Here is a 17,701-nt window from a genome sequence, read left to right as displayed (position 1 = left end):
TGGCAGGTGAGTGAACGATATTCAAGACAAGAACGATTTACGCCCATAGGAGAAGCCGGACAAAAGCTGATTTCTGAAAAGCATGCATTAGTGGTGGGAGCTGGAGCTTTAGGGTCGGCTAATTGTGAAATGCTGGTGAGGGAAGGAATCGGCAAGCTTACTATCATAGACCGCGATTATGTGGAAGAAAGCAACCTACAACGGCAACAGCTGTATAGTGAGGAAGATGTTCAAATGCAGCTTCCGAAAGCGGAAGCCGCCCAACGCCATTTGCGAAAGATAAATTCAAATGTCGTTATAGAAGCCATTGTAGCGGATGGGGATCCCGAATCATTGGAACCATTAGTGCAGGATGCGGATTTGGTCATCGATGCCACCGATAATTTTGAAACGAGGATGATTATTAATGACCTTTCCCAGAAATATCGCGTACCGTGGATTTATGGGGCTTGTGTAGGAAGCAGCGGTATGACTTTTACAATATTGCCTGGGAAAACGCCATGCTTGAATTGCTTGCTTTCTGCATTGCCGATCCAAGGAATGACCTGCGATACGAATGGCATTATTGCTCCTACTGTCTCGATGGTCGTTGCCCATCAAAATGCAGAAGCGCTCAAAATACTGGCAGAGCAATGGTCAGCTGTACGGACGGGCTTTATCAGTTTTGATATTTGGAATAATCAATACCATATGATCAAGGCTGCCAAAATGAAAAAGGATGGATGCCCTTCTTGCGGAGAAAATCCGGATTACCCATTTCTGCTTCGCGAAAACAGGACGAAAACAGCTGTGCTATGCGGAAGGGAGACTGTCCAAATACGCCCTCCAGCGCAGAGTAATCTAGATTTAGAAAAACTTGCATCGGATATTAGAAGGATCGGATATGAAGTGAAAGCTAATCCTTTCCTGCTTTCTATGGAAAACAAGGATGAACGGATGGTCATATTCCGAGATGGCCGGGCTCTTGTCCATCATACAAAAGATGAAGCAAAAGCGAAGGCGTTGTATCAAAGAATATTAGGGTAATTTAAACAGCCCTGTAACGGACTTTTCCGATGGTCCATTACAGGGCTGTTTATTTTTTGATTGGAAGAAGCTAAATAATGATAAAACGAGCATACATAAACGGCACATTGTCCATCTAAAACAACAAAGTTTGTGAAAACAGCCATATTGAAAATGAAAGAACCATGTGAAGAATCAAATGAGTCCACTCATTGAGTATATTGTGAAAACAATGTGAACCACTACAATTCTGATCATTATTCGTTCATAATAATTTAATGATGCGATCTATTAGTGGGCAATCTATTCGGAAGAGGATGACAGGGTTTTGTTACTCTGCACTTAGAAATTTCCGGGTTTGACCCAGCGCATGGAGAGAAGTGGACCGACTCGCACCTCAGAATGGCTTTGGGGCAATTGATTTGTTGTTTAATGGATGATAAAACGTAATTTATTGGATTTTACAGAGAAAGAAGGCTGAGACATGCAAACAGATAAACAACTTCATGTGATCGACCACCTTGATGAATTAAGAAAAAGACTGATTGTAACAGCAATCGCGTTCCTCTTATTCTTTATCATCGGATTTATCTATGTCGAGCCGATCTATAATTGGTTTGTACAGGATCTCGATTATAAACTGATGGTGCTTGGACCCAGTGACATAATCCGCATTTACTTTATGATTGCCGGCCTAATTGCAATCGCTGGCACGATACCCGTAATGGCCCTGCAGCTATGGCTGTTTGTCAAACCAGCATTAAAGCCTTTTGAAAGGAAAAAAGTCCTTTCATATATTCCCGCTTTATTTGTACTGTTCATCGGTGGGTTATGTTTTGGATATTTCATTATCTTCCCGATGATTTTGAAGTTTTTAAGCAATTTGGGAGGGGATTTATTCATTACGTCCTATACAGTGGATAAATACTTCAGTTTTTTAATGAATATTACGCTTCCATTTGCCATTTTATTTGAACTGCCGGTAGTTGTGATGTTTTTGACATCCATCGGAATTATTAACCCATTCATTTTGGCTAAAATACGGAAATATGCTTATTTTGTCCTATTTATCATTGCGGCATTTATAACGCCGCCGGATTTGGTTTCTGAAATATTGGTTACCATTCCGCTCCTGCTTTTATATGAAATCAGTATTTCTTTATCCAAATTTATTTATAAAAAAAGGATGAAGCGGCAAGAAGCGGCTGAGGCCATGCTTGAAGAGGAGGATAAGCTGGAGGAAGCTACCGATTAGATTCATTGAGTATTGAATCTGCAATAGACAAATAGAGTAAGCTCCTGCAAGTGACAGGAGCTTACTCGGTTTATTGATTATTCCGTTTGTAATCGCCATTTTTGCCGCCTGTTTTTTTCAGGAGCATGGTTGGACCGATCACCATATCTTTGCTTGCCGCCTTACACATGTCATAGATGGTCAAGGCAGCTGCGGATACCGCTGTCAGGGCTTCCATTTCCACACCTGTCAGCCCTTTTATTTTTGCTTCAGCAGTGATGTTTATTTCATAAACAGACTTTTCTTGGTCAATGCTCCAATTGAATTCGATGTTGACGCCTGTCAATGCGATTGGATGGCACATGGGTATGATGGAGGAGGTTTGCTTGGCTGCCATGATGCCGGCAACCTGTGCAACTGCAAAGACATCCCCTTTTTTGTTTGTTCCTTCAGCAATCTGTTTATAGATTTCTTCGTTGACAATGATAGAAGAAGTGGCGACGGCCGTTCTCTCTGTCTCTTTTTTATCGGAGACATCAACCATTTTGGCACGCCCTTGTTCGTTGAAGTGTGTAAGTTCGTTCATTCTAACGTCCCTTCTGCATCTCTGTGCGGGTTAGTGCTACTCAGATGCATGTGATAAATATTTGTGGTGTATAACTCTCATCTTAGCAAAAAATTAGTTGTGTTATAATATCTTTCGAAAAAAGAGTCAGTGAGCCTGTTTATGAAAAGAATCTTTCCTATATAGTATATACAAGAAAAGAAGGGAGTTTTTTGGACAATGGTGGAAAAAAGAAAACCTATAACCGTTTCGGAGGCCATAGATCGATTAATGGAGCATGTGTCTGAGCCTCATAGTGAGCAAGTGGAATTGCAGGAGTCATATGGCCGCATCCTAGCAGAACCGATCATCGCCAAGCATGATATCCCCCATTTTAACCGCTCTGCCTATGACGGGTTTGCAGTGCGCGCAGAGGATACTAATGGGGCAACGGGTGAAAATCGAATTTCTTTTAAGGTGGTCGACCATATTGGAGCGGGCCAAGTGTCAGGCAAAAAAGTAGGGAAACATGAAGCTGTCCGTATCATGACTGGGGCAGCTATGCCTGAAGGTGCCGATACAGTAGTCATGTTTGAACAAGCCCGTGAATCGGAGGGGGGGTTCTCAGTCCGCAAGACCTTCCAAGCAGGAGAAAATCTTTCTTTCAAGGGAGAAGATGCAAAGGAAGGAGATCGCCTGATTGAGCCGGGAGGCGTCATACACCCTGGTACTATCGCTTTATTGGCCGCATTTGGCTATTCTCAGGTGAATGTAGCAAAACGGCCGACAGTGGGGATTTTGACAACCGGTACCGAATTATTGTCTGCAGAAGATCCATTGGAGCACGGGAAAATACGCAATAGCAACGGTCCGATGATCATTGCGCAATTGAAAAGAATGGGCATGGACTGCCGTTCGTATGGCATGCAAACAGATGACCTCGACCAATGCTATGCAGTTGTCTCCCAGGCTTTAAAGGAATGCGACTGTTTGATTACAACAGGCGGAGTTTCCGTTGGGGATTATGATCTGGCACCGGCAATATATAAAAAACTGGGGGCCAAAGTGCTATTCAATAAAATCTCCATGAGACCTGGAAGCGTAACGACCGCTGCTGTGGTTAACGGCCAATATTTATTCGGTCTATCGGGAAATCCTTCTGCCTGCTTTACCGGCTTCGAGTTATATGTAAGGCCTACGCTGCTTAAGATGATGGGTTGCAACAGACCGTACCTGCAGCATACAAAAGCGATATTAGGGGAAGACTTTCCGAAACCGAACCCTTTTACAAGATTTATACGAGCCCAATTTGAATTTACTGCTACGGGGGCAGTTGCTAAGCCAGCCGGATTCAATAAATCTAACGCAGTAACAAGTATTGCAAAAGGCAATTCAATGATTGTACTGCCTAGTGGAACAAGAGGTTTCCAAAAGGGCGATGAGGTCGATGTCCTATTGTTGGGAACGGAAGAAGGCATGGAAAAATGGACGATTTGATCTGCCTGCAGGTTGTCGGCTATAAGAACAGCGGCAAGACCACATTGATCAATAGATGGATAAAGACATTAGGCAAAAACGGAACGAAAACATCTGTCATTAAGCATCATGGTCACGGGGGCCCGCTTGAAATGCCGGATCCGGGAACAGACGGGATGACCTTTCTTGAAACTGGGGCTGTTAGTTCCTTGGTGCTCGGTGATGGGATGATCCAATTCCATGGCAAAACGGAAGCGCCTTTAAACGAATTAATAAAACTATCGCAAATTGCATATCCTGATGTTATCCTTATCGAAGGGTTCAAGAAGGAAAAGGAGAACAAAATAATCATTTTGCGCTCCATGGAGGATTGGGAGACACTGAAGGACCTTGAACATATTCTTTTAGTTGTGGCCCCTGAAGGAGTCCGCCCTAATTGCGGATTTCCGGTAATCGACCGAAATAACCTTGAAGAGCTTGAACGATGGATATTAAAATATGTAAACAGCCTGATGTAACTATATAGTGATTAATCTATAAGTGAGGAGAAGAAATCATGTCACAATCCATGCTTGATCAACTAAAGCGGCCCATTAGGGACTTGCGGATATCGGTGACAGACCGATGCAATTTCCGGTGCGCCTATTGTATGCCGAAAGAAATATTCGGCAGCCACTATGCATTTATGCCCAAAGAAGAATTGCTGACGTTTGAGGAAATACATCGAATGTCGACTATATTTGCTTCCCTCGGAGTACGGAAATTGCGTATTACAGGCGGAGAGCCATTGCTTCGCCACAATCTTGAAGCATTAATTGGGAAGCTGACCGGAATTGAAGGAATTGAAGACATTGGACTGACGACAAATGCTGTTTTATTAAAACAAAAAGCACAGCCATTATATGATGCGGGATTGCGGAGGCTCAATATCAGCCTGGATGCATTGGATCCGGAGCTGTTCGGGAAGCTGAACGGAAGGGGAGTAGGTCCTTCTATTATTTTGGAGAATATTGATTTGGCACAATCAATCGGCTTTCACGTAAAAATAAACATGGTCGTCCAAAAAGGGATCAATGAACAAGAAGTAGTTCCAATGGCCGAGTATTTCAAAGAACGGGGCATCCAGCTTCGCTTTATCGAATTTATGGATGTAGGGAATGACAATGGATGGAGCATGGAGAAGGTAGTCTCCCAAAAAGAGATTCTTGAGATGATTCAGCAAAAACATAAGCTGCAGCCATCCTCGGAGGAATACTTTGGCGAAGTGGCAAAGAGATATCATTATAATGACAATGGAGCTGAGATTGGTTTCATTCCTTCTGTCTCCAACCCATTCTGTTCTTCCTGTACAAGAGGACGGCTTTCTTCCGACGGCAAATTCTACAATTGCCTGTTTGCTTCTGAAGGAAAAGATTTCAGGGAGATGCTGCGGAACGGGGCAAGCGATCAGGACATTATTGAAAGTATTTGCGCCGTTTGGGAAAAACGGACAGATCAATACAGTATGGAGCGAACTGAACAAACGGTTAAAAACCGCAAAAAGATTTCTATGTCATTCATAGGCGGATAACTGAAAAAGAGTAAGATGGATTCCTTTAGGAGTCCATTTTTTTTTGGTTAGTTGGAAGGTTAAAAAACAAAATATGGAAAAAGAAGAAGCTGCTTCACTAATAATGTCTAAAAAATGACGATAACCATTATCAGTTATCAAGAGGCGGATGTTATCTGAATTATTGGCTATATTCATGAACCATTGATATGAAAGGGCTTGACGCAATCAACTTTCTAGGAGTGTTCATTTGTACACTAAGGGGCTGTAAAACATGTACATTTTTACACTCAAGTTTTATAAATACCTTTGCTACAATTCCTTTAGGAAAAAGTCAAGGAGGCTTATCGATTATGAAACGAACTTGTATGTATTTTATCTGTTTGGTAGGCGCGTTTACCATTTTGGCCGGATGCTCCAATAAAGCGGAGGAACAACCTGCGTTCAATAATGGAGTAGTGGATAAAAACTATAAAGGCGATCCAGATCCCGTGCTTGAAGAAAACTATAAACAAACACCTGAAGAAGCAAAACAGCTTGAGGACTTAAAAAAATCTCTGGAAGATAATGATACAAAAGAAGCTGAAGAGCGTCTTCATAGATTATAGAACAAGGAGTGTAGCAAGATGGGGAAAATGATCAAGGAATATGGGGAAACAATGACGGAAGAATATGTCGCCAAGCATTTGCCTCTGTATTTGTTCTTACAGAACTTTTATGGCGGCCAGCTGAATGAGCTAAACAATGCTCAGTGGAAAGAACTGCTTACTCATATAGACAAAGATACCGTCTCGTTCGAAGGCAGTATAGTACGTCAAGGTGTCGATATCATGCTTTCCTTTTCGGAAGAGGATGCAAAAGAGCTGAAATTCGATTTCAATAGCCTGTTCATCGGGCCGGATCGATTGAAAGCATCGCCGTTTGAATCTTCATACCGCAATGAAACAGGAGCAATCCTGCAGACGTCAACATTGGCCGTACGCAAATTTTATGAGGCAGCAGGGCTGGTTGTTGAATTAAAGAATCAAGAACCTGATGACCATATTATTTTTGAATTGGAGTTTGTATGTTATCTGCTTGAAAAAAGTGTGGATGATGAACAATCCGCCTTTTTATATAAGGAATTTCACCGAAGACACCTTAGCCAATGGATTGGAAAACATTGTGAAAAAATAAGGGAAAACTCATCCAATAAGTTATTGGTCGGTATTTCATATATACTCCAAGGCTTAATGGAGGATGAGAAGAAAAGGAATGCTAAGAAGGAGGGAATTATCAATGAGTAAATTTTCTAGACGTACCTTTTTAAAAGGGTCGGCTATTCTAGGTGCGCTTGCAGGCGTTGGTACTGCAACGGCCGGTTTGAAAAATATCGATAAAAACACAGTGAAAGCAGCTGGGAAAACTGAGCAATTCTATGGTACTTGCCCAAGGAACTGCTACGATGCTTGTTCATTAATTTCAACTGTAGAGGATGGAACAATTAAGTATGTGACAGGAAACAAAAATAATACGTATACAAATGGGCGTTTATGTGTGAAAGGTTACACATACCCAAATTATGTATATTCTCCTGACCGTATCAAATATCCGATGAAACAGGCTAAACGAGGCTCTGGTAAGTGGGAACGCATTTCATGGGATGAGGCGTATGAAATGATCGCCAAGAAAATATTGGCCATCAAGAAAAAGCACGGACATACATTGCCGATCTGTTTGAACAAATATTCCGGAAACCAAAGTGTACTGGCTGATGCAGTAAACGGCATGTTCACGAGCTGGGGATATACAACCCGCGCTACAGGCACGCCATGCTGGCCTGCAGGAATCGATTCCCAAACATTTGATTTCGGGACAGCCTTGAACTCCGATCCGGAATCATTTGTGAAAACAAAACATTTGATCGTTTGGGGAGCAAATCCTGCCTGGACATCAGTCCATACAATGACCATTATCCAAAAAGCGAAAGAAAATGGAACGAAAGTAGTTGTTATTGATCCAATCTTGACGGATACAGCCTCAAATGCGGATGAATTCATTGAAATCAAGCCTTCTTCTGACGGTGCTTTGGCACTTGGTATGGCAAAGTACATCCTTGACCATAACTTGCAGGATGATGAGTGGATGAAAAACAATTCAGTAGGCCACCAGGAATATTTACAATACCTGAAAAATAATGTGACACTTGAATGGGCGTCCAAAAAGACTGGTGTTCCGGTAGCGGTTATCGAGCGCTTAGCGCGTGAATATGCAGCGGCAAAGCCAGCGGCTATTTGGATAGGCTACGGGATGCAAAGACATACGAATGGTGGTGCCTCTGTTCGGGCAATCGATGCGTTGGTTGCCATGTCTGGCAATATCGGAAAAGTAGGCGGCGGTGCAAACTATGCGATGCTTGACAGCTACGGCTTCAATTACGCAGCTTCCGGTGCAGGTACAATCCCTGAAGGAAGCAAAGGCGAAGCTGACCGTGCCATCAATATGAACAATTTCCCCGCACAAGTATTGGCATTAAATAATGATCCAAATGAAATTCCGATTGAGATGCTATGGGTAGCCTGCCGTAACCCGATTGCCCAAGATCCGGAAACGTCAGTATCCTACAAAGCATTCGACAGTATTGATTATGTAGTCACATCCGACCTTTGGTTCAATGAAACAGTCAACCAGTCGGACCTTGTGTTGCCGATTTCTTCGATCTTCGAGACTTGGGGCGTAACGGCAAGTTATTGGCACCACTGGATCAGTATTAACGAAAAAGCAATTGATCCTTTATATGAAACAAAGAGCGACCTAGAAATTGCAATGGGGCTTTCTAAGAAAATGAATGAGCTTGAGCCTGGTTCAAGTACGTATCCAACAGATATTGAGCCTAAAGAATGGCTGGCAAAAGAATTCTCGCCTGAATTCCTTCAGCAATTGGGATTATCCAAATGGACCGATTTCTTCGATAAGGGTTCAGCTAAAATCAAGGGCTATGAGGCACCATGGGCAGACGGCGAATTCCGTACTGCTTCGGGTAAATTTGAGTTTTTATCCAAATCATGCGCTAAATTTGGCCATCATGCACTGCCGGTTTACATGGAAGAAATGAAGGCGCCGAAGGATATGCCAATCCGCCTAATGACACCGCATTGGAAATATGGACTGCATTCCCAATTCCAAAATCTTGAGTGGATGCAGACTGTAAGCGATGAACCGTTCGTCGAAATCCATCCGGAATTGGCTAAATCAAAAGGCATAAAAGAAGCGGACATGGTACGCGTAAAGAATGATATCGGCTTTGTTGATTTAAGAGCGAAACTGACAGAAACATTGCCTAAAGATACCGTTGTCATATATGAAGCTTGGTTTAAGGATAAGAAATTCAATTGCAATTACTTGGTTAAAGCAACGCCGTCAGATATGGGTTCGAATGCAACCGGGCAAGCAGGCGTGGCATTCCATGACCAGTTTGTAAATATTGAAAGACTGTAGGGAGGTAAGTTGAATGGCTACTAAAGAAAGATTAGGTTTTATCATTAACATGGATCGCTGTATCGGCTGTAACGCATGCACAATCTCGTGCAAAAGTTTCTATCAGTTGGAGCCGAATATGAAACGCCGCTTCGTCAAGGAAACGGATGAAAAGTTGACGGGAAGCCCTAAGCGTTGCCATATTTCAACAGCTTGTAACCACTGTGAAGATCCGGCTTGCGCGAAAGCGTGCCCGACCGGTGCTTACACAAAATTGGAGAATGGAATCGTCAAGCACGACCAAGATCGCTGCATTGGCTGTAAAATGTGTGCATCTGCGTGTCCTTATGGAGTGCCTCAATTTGATGAGGTCAAAAAGAAGATGGATAAATGCAGTATGTGCTATGATCGCCTGGAAGATGGCAAAGATGCAATCTGTGTTTCTTCTTGCCCGATGGAGGCTATCTCTATTGTTGATATGAACAAAGTGGATAAAACGCAATATGTAACTCAAGTTCCAGGATTTGTGGACCCAACAATCACAAATTCCTCCACTCTATTTAAATTGCCTAATTCTACACAGACAGTTAGGAGGGATTCCTGATGGAACATAGCTTTCCCCTTGTTGTCTTTACAGTGCTTTCTCAATTGGCAATAGGCGCATTTGCCACCTTGTTCATCATGGATGCGTATAAGAAACGAATTTCTCAAAAGGCTAGTTTCATCATGTGCGGCGTTATTCTTGTCATTGCCCTTGTTGCTGTCCTTGCCTCTTTATTCCATTTAGGGCATCCGTTAAATGCATACCGGGCCCTATTGAATATTGGCGATTCCTGGTTAACCCGGGAAATTGTCTTCTTCCCAGGATTCATGCTTGGGGCATTCATTTATGCGCTTTTCGCCAAAACTGCTTCATCCAAAAAGTGGATTGGCATGGCGACAGTCGCCCTTGGTACAATAACCATATTCTGTACAGCAATGATTTATATCATTCCGGCAATCCCTGCTTGGAACAATGGTACAACCATGGCGGCGTTCTTCATGACAGCCCTATTGGTAGGACCGGTGTTAATTCAAGTGATGCTGTACCTTCTTAAAGAAAAAACAATGGATTTAAGCAAATATACAATGATAATGGCTGCATTTGTCATCGTGTTAAATGTGTTGAATGTAACCATTTTAAGCGGCGGTATTGCCGAGGCGGCACAAACAGGCGCATTGCTTTTGGAAAGTCCACTATTTTGGATCAAGATGATCTTGCTTGCAGCTGGCTTGGGTCTTGCAGGCTATATGATCATCAATAGAAAAATGAAATCAATGGGAATGGTGTCTGTATTATTCATCTGCTTCTTTGGAGCTGAATTTATCGGAAGAATCCTTTTCTATTCAACAGGCATCCATCTGTAACATTACCACAGAGAGAGGATTGGTCTCATGCTGTTTGATCGGATTAAGAAAATGTCAAATGTGCTGGTCAAAAAAATCGAGAAAATCGATGTTGAACCCAATAGATGCCTAAAGGTAAGGGCTGCGATCAGCTCTTGTACGGCCTGTATGGATGTCTGCCCTGCGGAGGGAAGCATACAAATAGGCTTGGACACTCTTGAGCTAAATCCATGCCTGGAATGCGGTTTATGTACAGCGGCTTGTCCGACAAATGCATTGAAATGGAACCATCCTCCACTTACACAAACAGTTGACCAAATCATCCGTACATCAAAAAGCGAGGGGCATGTATACCTTACTTGTGAAGAATTGTATCCTTCCTATCGCCATTCAGCTGTTGTCACTGTCCCTTGTTTAGGGATGGTGCCAGCTGAATTATGGATCAGCGCTGGTTTAAAAACGGATAATATCCGTATTTTGCACAATGAAAAAAAGTGTGCCGGCTGCCGTATAACGACTGGCGGGCAGGCATTCAAGGAGCATCTTCAACGAGCGGAAGAAGCGTTGCCTACTCTTCCTTCATTTTGGACCGGCACTGAATTGGAGATATCGAATTCCAAGGAACATAGTATTGTTGACCATGACAAACGAAGATTGCTGACATCGCTTTTTGAAGAAGTGAAGGAAACAAACTCAATCGCAGTAAAGGAATGGATGGAAGTCAATAAAACTCTTTCTCCATTTGAAAAATTTGAACGGTTTCATTTGGAGCGCAGCGAATTCGAGGAAATTAATGAAGAAGTTGACCACTTTAAAACATCTCTAGTGGATAAACTGGTGAATGATGCAGTAATCCGAACGGATAAAAGAGAGATATTAATGAATCAACTCAAGGAGTTTCCGGAAATGCAGGAACTGCTTGAATTTCAGCTTCCTTCAATAAAAGAAAGCTGTACACAATGCGGCGCCTGTTCATTTCTTTGCCCTATGGACGCACTGTATGCCGACGAGGACAGTATTATCCTGGCAACGAATAAATGTGTTTCATGCGGCCTTTGTGAAGAAATATGCTTCGAAAAGCATATAGAAATGATTCCACAAAATGGCCGTGTATTCAATGATATGTATAGATATTTATGGAAAAAAGGTAAAAAACAGCTTCTCCCTCATGGATAGTAGGGGGAGGCTGTTTTTTTAATGTCCATTTTTTTGATGTCGGATATGAAGTGCCAGAATGATGTTCACTAAATCAGTAAAATGGTTCAGTTGGATTTGCAGGATGGATTCTATTTTTTTCAGCCTTTGCCTCAATGTATTTGGATGAATGAACATACGTTTTGCTGTTTGGAAAATATCCCCGTTTTGGGTGCAGTATAGATATAGAGTAGATACTAAATCAGTATCATTTTCAGCGTCATACTGTTCAAGAAGACCGATATACTGTTGGGCAAAATCAGATAATAATTCATCATGCAAATAAGAAAGAAGGCGGATGAACCCCAAATCCTCATAATGGATAAAGCTGCGGGATTCGGACATTGTATCAAGCATCAGAAGGGCCATTTTTGCTTCCTGACAACTTTTATGCAAGTCCAGATTGGATTCGTACTGTCTACCAATGCCGATAAAGCTTCTGATGGCTGGATAATGCCGATGGAGAACCTCCTGCCAGTCCTCAAGCCATTCATTCACTTTGGCCTTATCCAGAGGGTAGCCGGGTTCCGGAAAGAGCAGGGCAATAATTCGCTGATTAAGGATCGTTGTATATATATTCAGCTGTTTATTTTGTTTCATTTGCAGCGTTGAACTGATTTCTTCCAGAAAGTCTTTTCCTTTGAATTCGCCTGATAGATGGATGGCCATCACACAGGCGTATGGAGAAAAGTGCATATCTAAACGACTGGCTGAAGAGATAAGATCTAGTTCATTTTCAATGTTGTTATTGAGGATATCAAATAAAAACTGATCTTTATATTTCAAGTGGATATCCCAGGCTCTTTCCTCCAGTTTCAGCCAAGTTGAAATGGTCAATCTGGCTGTTTCAAGAAGCAGAATTTTAACGGGATCGGGTTGGGAATGATCCTGTGTTTCAAATAATAAATATCTGCACTTTTCTGAGTCGCATTCGGCAATTGAATAAGCAAAAAGTTCCATGTCATCGATCGTCCATATTTCTATCTTTTCGGGCAGGGAACTGCTTTTTGATTTTGCAGCATCATTCAATCTTTTTTCGGTCATAGCTGGAGGGAGGATGGAAGGGGCCCCTTTGCCAGTGATATATAGCCAAACTTCCTGGTCCATTAAGTGGTTCAATCTCTTGAAAAGTGCCTTTATATTAAATTCGTTGTACAAGCGAAGCCAATAGGAACTTAGCTCAAGAGAAAGTGTTTCACTATGTCCATACCTGTATACTGATAGGATGTGATGGATCCGGGCCAGAATGGTATGGGCATTTGCCGATACGGCTATCAATGGTTTAGCCTTTTCATCGGCCAACTGGATCAATGGAGCAGGAAGGGGCAGCATGATTTCAGCCGCCAGAATGATGGCAGAAACGGAAGGATCGTTTAAAGCTTTTTCAATCCGATTGGTTGTCACAGGAGTGTAATTTATGATGAAGGCAGTTTTGGCTTCATTTATAGTGTCTGACATAGCCGCATGTCGGCAGATGTTTTTTCGCCCTTGCCATCCTGCCAGAATTATCCCTTCATAAAAAGGGCGGATAGTCATAAGCCTGTCATACGTCAAATGAGTCATGGTGTCCCTCTCTTTCAATGGCCCAAAACAGTTGTTTTCCAGTATCCTCACATTTATATCGTGTTGACGGAGATGTAATATTTTTTATAGTGTATTCTTTCAATGTGTTTTTATACTTGCTTGGATATGCGCTATTTACATCATTAATAGAGATGGCGTCTACGATGCATGCCTCTATACAGACAGGCTTTTTTCCCTTTTGGAGCAGGGTATAGCACATATCGCATTTATCTGCTTTTTTCGTTTGGGTATTGATGGTGATGGAACCAAAGGGGCAAGCTGCTATACATTTCCCGCATCCATCACAATTTTTAGAATCCAGCACAACAATTCCGTTTCTCAATTTTCTAATGCAATTTTTACTGCATGCGGGCATACACGCCGGTGTTTCACAGTGATGGCAGGAAAAGGAAAAATGAATGCTCTCTCTTTTGTTTTCTTGTTGAAGAGAAACGATTTTTCTTCGGTTGGTTTCTTTGGCGTCTCTTTCATTGCTGCATGCATATGTACAAGCATGGCAGTTAATGCATTTATCCACATCAATAAAAAAGCCCAACTGTTTCATACGATTCACCTCTTTACTTATCATACATGAACAAGTTGGATAAGGTAAGAATTATTGTGATATTATTCACATGAAAAACTGGTATCATTTAGCTATTGGAAAATCTCTATTCTAAAAAAATGAAAAGAGATATGGGAGGCTCGCTGTGATACAGAATAGATGCATTCATCTATGATTTTGGCGACGTAAGGAATTCTGATCCCAGCCAGCTTTCAGGGGCGGAAACGATCATCCTGTGGGGAGCCAATCCCTTGTGGACATCCATCCATACGATACCTTTTATATATGAAGCAAAAAGTAAGGGAGCTACAATTGTAACCATCGACCCAGTATATACAGCAACTGCAAAAAAATCGGATTTGTATCTGCAAATTACCCGAAAAGGAAGAAAGACAATGGTGTTGCTTGGTTTCGGCTTGCAGTGCAACAGTAAAGGCGGTCAAAATATTAGGGCAATCAATGCGTTCATGGCCATGACCGGGAATATTGGCAGTGCAGGCAGGGGACTATTGTATGCAGACAGAGGGAGCGGGCAGTTCTCCGAAAGCATTACCCAATACTATAATCATGGGTACACAGCTAAAGATAGTATACGCCCAGTATTTTGCCCGTTCACTGCTTGAAACTGATGAACCGGCTAGTTCATTCCTATGGATGACTATGGATGGCTTGCCGTAATCTGCATGCATAAAATCCCGATTGGAAAATGCTGGATAAAGAATTTGGAAACTTGGAGATGATTGTTTCTTTTGAAGGGGCAGCTTTTAATTCAGCTTCGGTTCATTTAGCAGCCCTTCGATAGATTTTACCTGTAATTGGTTTATTTGTTATTTTGAAGGTTATATTTGTAAGTAATTGTGAAATGAATGTGAACTTATCCTAGTTTTCCCCAAAAAGGTTGTTGAAGATATTATAATGAAATAGCATTAAGAAGTTAAAAATACGGAAGAGGATGGTATAGATGTTTTCAAATATCGGTATTCCAGGTCTTATTTTGATTCTTGTATTGGCTTTGATAATTTTTGGACCGAAGAAACTTCCAGAAGTAGGCCGCGCGTTTGGCCAGACGTTAAGGGAATTCAAGAAATCCACTAGAGATTTAACAAGCGATGTCATGGAAGATGTCGAGGATGATAAGAAAAAAACAAATTAATGATAGATAGGGTGTGAGATGATACCATCTTGCACCCTTTTTCAAATCCTGCCTTCTAGGCAGGATGTTCACTTTTCATAGGAAGGTTGGCGTTTGTATGGCTGACAAACAGCTTCATGTTATTGATCATCTGGATGAATTGAGGAGAAGGCTCATTTTGACAGCTGTATCTTTTCTCGTCTTTTTCATTATTGGGTTTATCTATGTGGAAGAAATATATAGTTGGTTTGTTCGTGATCTGGATTATAAATTGACGGTATTGGGTCCAAGCGATATTATATGGGTTTATTTCATGATTGCAGGACTGATCGCGATAGCCGGAACGATTCCGGTTCTTTCTCTGCAAATATGGATGTTTATTAAACCGGCTTTAAAGCCTTTTGAAGCAAGGAAGGCCCTTTCATACATACCGGCATTATTTGTATTGTTTATGATTGGGCTATCCTTCGGTTATTTTGTTATTTTTCCGATTGTCTTGAATTTTCTCGTTAATTTGAGTGGTGATTTATTCACAACCACTTTCACAGTGGATAAATATTTTTCATTCCTCATGAATATGACAGTGCCTTTTGCTGTTTTGTTTGAGTTGCCGGCGGTGGCGATGTTTTTAACAACTATTGGTGTCATTAACCCATTTACTCTGGCGAAAATGAGAAAGTATGCTTACTTTTGCTTAGTGGTCGTTTCTGTTTTGATTTCGCCCCCGGATTTTATTTCAGATGTGCTCGTTGCGATTCCTTTATTGCTTCTTTATGAGATCAGCATATCTTTATCGAAAATCGTATATAAAAGAAGGTTGAAACGGTTGGAATCAACCTACTTAGAGGAATGTGACCCCGAAGATGAAAAAATAGGGGCATAACACATGAAGGTTTTCCAAATGGATAGGAGGTGCCATGATTATTATCATGGCACTTTTTTTATTTTGAAAAGTCTCGTCTTTTGGTTTGAAAGAGCATTCAACGTTATAATCGCAAGTCATATATGATGAGCGGCTATTGCTCCATAGAAGGCTATTTTTTTCTGAAATCATTCGACGTGAAACGCTGCGGCAATCTTAGAAAGAACCATCGAATCGTTTTCCCTGGTTTTTTTTGACATGAGCATGTCCAGGAAGGAATTTTTACCGTTCTGTTGAATAGAACAAAGGAGATAAGGAGGGTTTAAAAATGTTTTACCGAAGAAAAACGTATAAAGTATTGCCCCATAATGTAGAGCGTTTTAATGCTTTTTTTCATCAAAATCTGTTGCCGAATCAGCTGGGACATGGAGCGGTGTTGATAGGGCGCTGGGTAAATGAAGAAAAAACAGAGATTATGGCTATGTGGGAATATAAAGATAAAGGACAGTATGAATGGATTGAGGCGCAGATCGGATCAAGCGATGCGCACATTACAGCGCAGGAAGAAAGACGAAGAAATGCTGAGCCTTTATTTGAAGGAAGTTCAGAGGAGTTCTGGACATCCACTGGGCAGTATCATTCCCCTAGGCATATCGTTTCTGTATCGGGCTATATCCTCAATGAGAAAGGAGAAACCCTTCTTGTCCGAAGCAACCACAGAAGCGATACAATGGAATTGCCAGGGGGGCAGGTTGAAGATGGTGAGACACTTGAAGAAGCTTTACTGCGTGAAATCTATGAAGAAGCAGGGGTTCAGGTGAAATTATCTGGCGTAACTGGGATTTACCAAAATGTCAGTAGGGATGTGTTTTGTGTCGTTATTGCGGGTGAATATGTTTCCGGTGAACCAAAACCTAATGTAGAGGAGACGTCCGAAGCCATCTTTTTAAAAGTGAATGAGGATAACCTTTCTGAGCTGGTATCCTGCCCACATTTCAGAGTCCGTATAGAGGATGCTAAAAAGAAAAAATATGCAAATCTTGAATCATACAAAGTAAGGCCTTATGACATTTTGAGTAGAATGAAAGCTGGTGAAATGGATCCTCAAACTGAAGCAGAATCATCTTTTTAATGGGCAATTATTCGTTTGTTCCGGTGCTGGAAACCGTTCGTTGCAGCCTATATCGAGTAATGTATGGAGATTTTAAGGAAGTATGCAGCCTATACGAAGATGAAGAAGTCAGAGAATACATGGGAGGGGTTATAACGGGGCACTTGGCGTCCCGCCGGTTTAATCAAATGGTCAACAGCATGTATCCATCCCATTATTGGAGCATAAGAAGAAAAGAATGCGGAAGATGGATGGGGATCATCTTTTTGGAATGGGAGGAAGCCGGTGATTGCTTGAAACTTGGCTATATGCTTTCCCCAGCCTATTGGGGATATGGCTATGCCACGGAAGTATGTTCGGCCGTTCTGGATTTCGGATTTGACGAACTCCTTTTCAAAGAGATTGGAGCAGTAGTAAATAACTCAAATAGGCGGTCGATAAACGTTTTGCGTAAGCTTGGTATGTCTTGTGCCGTAAAAGATCTTTCTGAAGGGCAAAGTAAGTATGCGATAAGAAAAAGTATATTGTAAAACGATGATTGCAGTGTGGATATACCGGGAAATATTCAGGCAATTATAGGGTAAACTGTCTATATAAATGGTTTATTCTATCCTGTTTTTACCT

Annotated in this window: 19 protein-coding genes; 16 read left to right on the top strand and 3 right to left on the bottom strand. The window is 41.7% G+C overall.

The genetic code is table 11. From position 1 onward, the window contains the following. The first annotated feature begins 6 nt into the window (after positions 1–6). The gene (locus ABC357_RS15095; protein WP_412888309.1) at positions 7–1,026 is read left to right on the top strand and encodes a thiazole biosynthesis adenylyltransferase ThiF; all 1,020 of its coding nucleotides are present in this window, start codon (positions 7–9) and stop codon (positions 1,024–1,026) included. 463 nt (positions 1,027–1,489) lie between these two features. Further along, positions 1,490–2,260, top strand: a complete 771-nt coding sequence (gene tatC, locus ABC357_RS15090; protein ID WP_412888308.1) for a twin-arginine translocase subunit TatC — start codon at positions 1,490–1,492, stop codon at positions 2,258–2,260. Between the two features lie 70 nt (positions 2,261–2,330). Here the strand turns inward: tatC (ABC357_RS15090) and moaC are convergent, their stop codons facing one another. Continuing rightward, positions 2,331–2,825: a cyclic pyranopterin monophosphate synthase MoaC gene (gene moaC / locus ABC357_RS15085; RefSeq protein WP_412888307.1), complete on the bottom strand. Its 495-nt coding sequence runs from the start codon at positions 2,823–2,825 to the stop codon at positions 2,331–2,333. Positions 2,826–3,023: 198 nt separating this feature from the next. Here moaC and ABC357_RS15080 point away from each other — a divergent pair, with 198 nt between their 5' ends. From ABC357_RS15080 to ABC357_RS15040, 9 genes are all read left to right on the top strand, one after another. After that, positions 3,024–4,280, top strand: a complete 1,257-nt coding sequence (locus tag ABC357_RS15080; protein ID WP_412888306.1) for a molybdopterin molybdotransferase MoeA — start codon at positions 3,024–3,026, stop codon at positions 4,278–4,280. Next, positions 4,268–4,777, top strand: a complete 510-nt coding sequence (gene mobB, locus ABC357_RS15075) for a molybdopterin-guanine dinucleotide biosynthesis protein B (RefSeq protein ID WP_412888305.1) — start codon at positions 4,268–4,270, stop codon at positions 4,775–4,777. Before ABC357_RS15080 ends, mobB begins: the two co-directional genes overlap by 13 nt. 38 nt (positions 4,778–4,815) lie before the next feature. Then, a complete protein-coding gene (moaA, locus tag ABC357_RS15070; protein ID WP_412888304.1) occupies positions 4,816–5,829 on the top strand; it encodes a GTP 3',8-cyclase MoaA in 1,014 nt (337 codons plus the stop codon). A gap of 332 nt (positions 5,830–6,161) precedes the next feature. Beyond that, on the top strand, positions 6,162–6,416 hold the full coding sequence (locus tag ABC357_RS15065) for a hypothetical protein (RefSeq protein WP_412888303.1): 255 nt from the start codon (positions 6,162–6,164) through the stop codon (positions 6,414–6,416). Positions 6,417–6,434: 18 nt separating this feature from the next. Next, positions 6,435–7,094, top strand: a complete 660-nt coding sequence (locus tag ABC357_RS15060; protein ID WP_412888302.1) for a TorD/DmsD family molecular chaperone — start codon at positions 6,435–6,437, stop codon at positions 7,092–7,094. Then, positions 7,087–9,285, top strand: a complete 2,199-nt coding sequence (locus ABC357_RS15055) for a molybdopterin-dependent oxidoreductase (RefSeq protein WP_412888301.1) — start codon at positions 7,087–7,089, stop codon at positions 9,283–9,285. The genes ABC357_RS15060 and ABC357_RS15055 overlap by 8 nt, the downstream gene beginning before the upstream one ends. A 13-nt stretch (positions 9,286–9,298) precedes the next feature. Further along, entirely contained in the window at positions 9,299–9,868 is a 570-nt protein-coding gene (locus ABC357_RS15050) for a 4Fe-4S dicluster domain-containing protein (RefSeq protein ID WP_412888300.1), read from the top strand. Beyond that, on the top strand, positions 9,868–10,671 hold the full coding sequence (locus ABC357_RS15045; RefSeq protein ID WP_412888299.1) for a dimethyl sulfoxide reductase anchor subunit family protein: 804 nt from the start codon (positions 9,868–9,870) through the stop codon (positions 10,669–10,671). Before ABC357_RS15050 ends, ABC357_RS15045 begins: the two co-directional genes overlap by 1 nt. A gap of 27 nt (positions 10,672–10,698) precedes the next feature. Then, on the top strand, positions 10,699–11,826 hold the full coding sequence (locus ABC357_RS15040) for a 4Fe-4S binding protein (protein WP_412888298.1): 1,128 nt from the start codon (positions 10,699–10,701) through the stop codon (positions 11,824–11,826). Between the two features lie 18 nt (positions 11,827–11,844). Here the strand turns inward: ABC357_RS15040 and ABC357_RS15035 are convergent, their stop codons facing one another. Beyond that, positions 11,845–13,407: a PucR family transcriptional regulator gene (locus tag ABC357_RS15035; protein WP_412888297.1), complete on the bottom strand. Its 1,563-nt coding sequence runs from the start codon at positions 13,405–13,407 to the stop codon at positions 11,845–11,847. Then, complete coding sequence (locus ABC357_RS15030; RefSeq protein WP_412888296.1) at positions 13,388–13,972, bottom strand: 4Fe-4S dicluster domain-containing protein; 585 nt, start codon at positions 13,970–13,972, stop codon at positions 13,388–13,390. Before ABC357_RS15030 ends, ABC357_RS15035 begins: the two co-directional genes overlap by 20 nt. 155 nt (positions 13,973–14,127) lie before the next feature. Here ABC357_RS15030 and ABC357_RS15025 point away from each other — a divergent pair, with 155 nt between their 5' ends. The 5 genes from ABC357_RS15025 to ABC357_RS15005 all read left to right on the top strand — a co-directional run bounded on the left by ABC357_RS15025 (position 14,128) and on the right by ABC357_RS15005 (position 17,607). Continuing rightward, a complete protein-coding gene (locus ABC357_RS15025) occupies positions 14,128–14,595 on the top strand; it encodes a molybdopterin-dependent oxidoreductase (protein ID WP_412888679.1) in 468 nt (155 codons plus the stop codon). 338 nt (positions 14,596–14,933) lie between these two features. Beyond that, positions 14,934–15,125, top strand: a complete 192-nt coding sequence (locus ABC357_RS15020) for a twin-arginine translocase TatA/TatE family subunit (protein WP_412888295.1) — start codon at positions 14,934–14,936, stop codon at positions 15,123–15,125. Between the two features lie 97 nt (positions 15,126–15,222). Beyond that, positions 15,223–15,987 carry a twin-arginine translocase subunit TatC gene (tatC, locus tag ABC357_RS15015; RefSeq protein ID WP_412888294.1) on the top strand — a complete coding sequence of 255 codons (765 nt, stop codon included), beginning with the start codon at positions 15,223–15,225 and terminating at the stop codon, positions 15,985–15,987. A gap of 307 nt (positions 15,988–16,294) precedes the next feature. Beyond that, positions 16,295–17,098, top strand: coding sequence for an NUDIX hydrolase (locus ABC357_RS15010; RefSeq protein WP_412888293.1), 804 nt, complete (start codon positions 16,295–16,297; stop codon positions 17,096–17,098). Continuing rightward, positions 17,098–17,607, top strand: coding sequence for a GNAT family N-acetyltransferase (locus ABC357_RS15005; RefSeq protein WP_412888292.1), 510 nt, complete (start codon positions 17,098–17,100; stop codon positions 17,605–17,607). Before ABC357_RS15010 ends, ABC357_RS15005 begins: the two co-directional genes overlap by 1 nt. Positions 17,608–17,701: the final 94 nt, after the last annotated feature.

The organism is Bacillus kalamii, assembly GCF_047238185.1.
Classification (GTDB): Bacteria; Bacillota; Bacilli; order Bacillales; family DSM-1321; genus Bacillus_AD.
Note: the sequence above shows the minus strand (reverse complement) of the source record. Positions and strands in the feature narration are given on the sequence as shown.

What these genes read in the sequence shown, in the direction of transcription:
- tatC (WP_412888308.1), top strand. Translation starts at nt 1,490, where the DNA reads ATGCAAACAGATAAACAACTTCATGTGATCGACCACCTTGATGAATTA.
- moaC (WP_412888307.1), bottom strand. Translation starts at nt 2,825, where the DNA reads ATGAACGAACTTACACACTTCAACGAACAAGGGCGTGCCAAAATGGTT.
- ABC357_RS15080 (WP_412888306.1), top strand. Translation starts at nt 3,024, where the DNA reads ATGGTGGAAAAAAGAAAACCTATAACCGTTTCGGAGGCCATAGATCGA.
- mobB (WP_412888305.1), top strand. Translation starts at nt 4,268, where the DNA reads ATGGACGATTTGATCTGCCTGCAGGTTGTCGGCTATAAGAACAGCGGC.
- moaA (WP_412888304.1), top strand. Translation starts at nt 4,816, where the DNA reads ATGTCACAATCCATGCTTGATCAACTAAAGCGGCCCATTAGGGACTTG.
- ABC357_RS15065 (WP_412888303.1), top strand. Translation starts at nt 6,162, where the DNA reads ATGAAACGAACTTGTATGTATTTTATCTGTTTGGTAGGCGCGTTTACC.
- ABC357_RS15060 (WP_412888302.1), top strand. Translation starts at nt 6,435, where the DNA reads ATGGGGAAAATGATCAAGGAATATGGGGAAACAATGACGGAAGAATAT.
- ABC357_RS15055 (WP_412888301.1), top strand. Translation starts at nt 7,087, where the DNA reads ATGAGTAAATTTTCTAGACGTACCTTTTTAAAAGGGTCGGCTATTCTA.
- ABC357_RS15050 (WP_412888300.1), top strand. Translation starts at nt 9,299, where the DNA reads ATGGCTACTAAAGAAAGATTAGGTTTTATCATTAACATGGATCGCTGT.
- ABC357_RS15045 (WP_412888299.1), top strand. Translation starts at nt 9,868, where the DNA reads ATGGAACATAGCTTTCCCCTTGTTGTCTTTACAGTGCTTTCTCAATTG.
- ABC357_RS15040 (WP_412888298.1), top strand. Translation starts at nt 10,699, where the DNA reads ATGCTGTTTGATCGGATTAAGAAAATGTCAAATGTGCTGGTCAAAAAA.
- ABC357_RS15035 (WP_412888297.1), bottom strand. Translation starts at nt 13,407, where the DNA reads ATGACTCATTTGACGTATGACAGGCTTATGACTATCCGCCCTTTTTAT.
- ABC357_RS15030 (WP_412888296.1), bottom strand. Translation starts at nt 13,972, where the DNA reads ATGAAACAGTTGGGCTTTTTTATTGATGTGGATAAATGCATTAACTGC.
- ABC357_RS15020 (WP_412888295.1), top strand. Translation starts at nt 14,934, where the DNA reads ATGTTTTCAAATATCGGTATTCCAGGTCTTATTTTGATTCTTGTATTG.
- tatC (WP_412888294.1), top strand. Translation starts at nt 15,223, where the DNA reads ATGGCTGACAAACAGCTTCATGTTATTGATCATCTGGATGAATTGAGG.
- ABC357_RS15010 (WP_412888293.1), top strand. Translation starts at nt 16,295, where the DNA reads ATGTTTTACCGAAGAAAAACGTATAAAGTATTGCCCCATAATGTAGAG.
- ABC357_RS15005 (WP_412888292.1), top strand. Translation starts at nt 17,098, where the DNA reads ATGGGCAATTATTCGTTTGTTCCGGTGCTGGAAACCGTTCGTTGCAGC.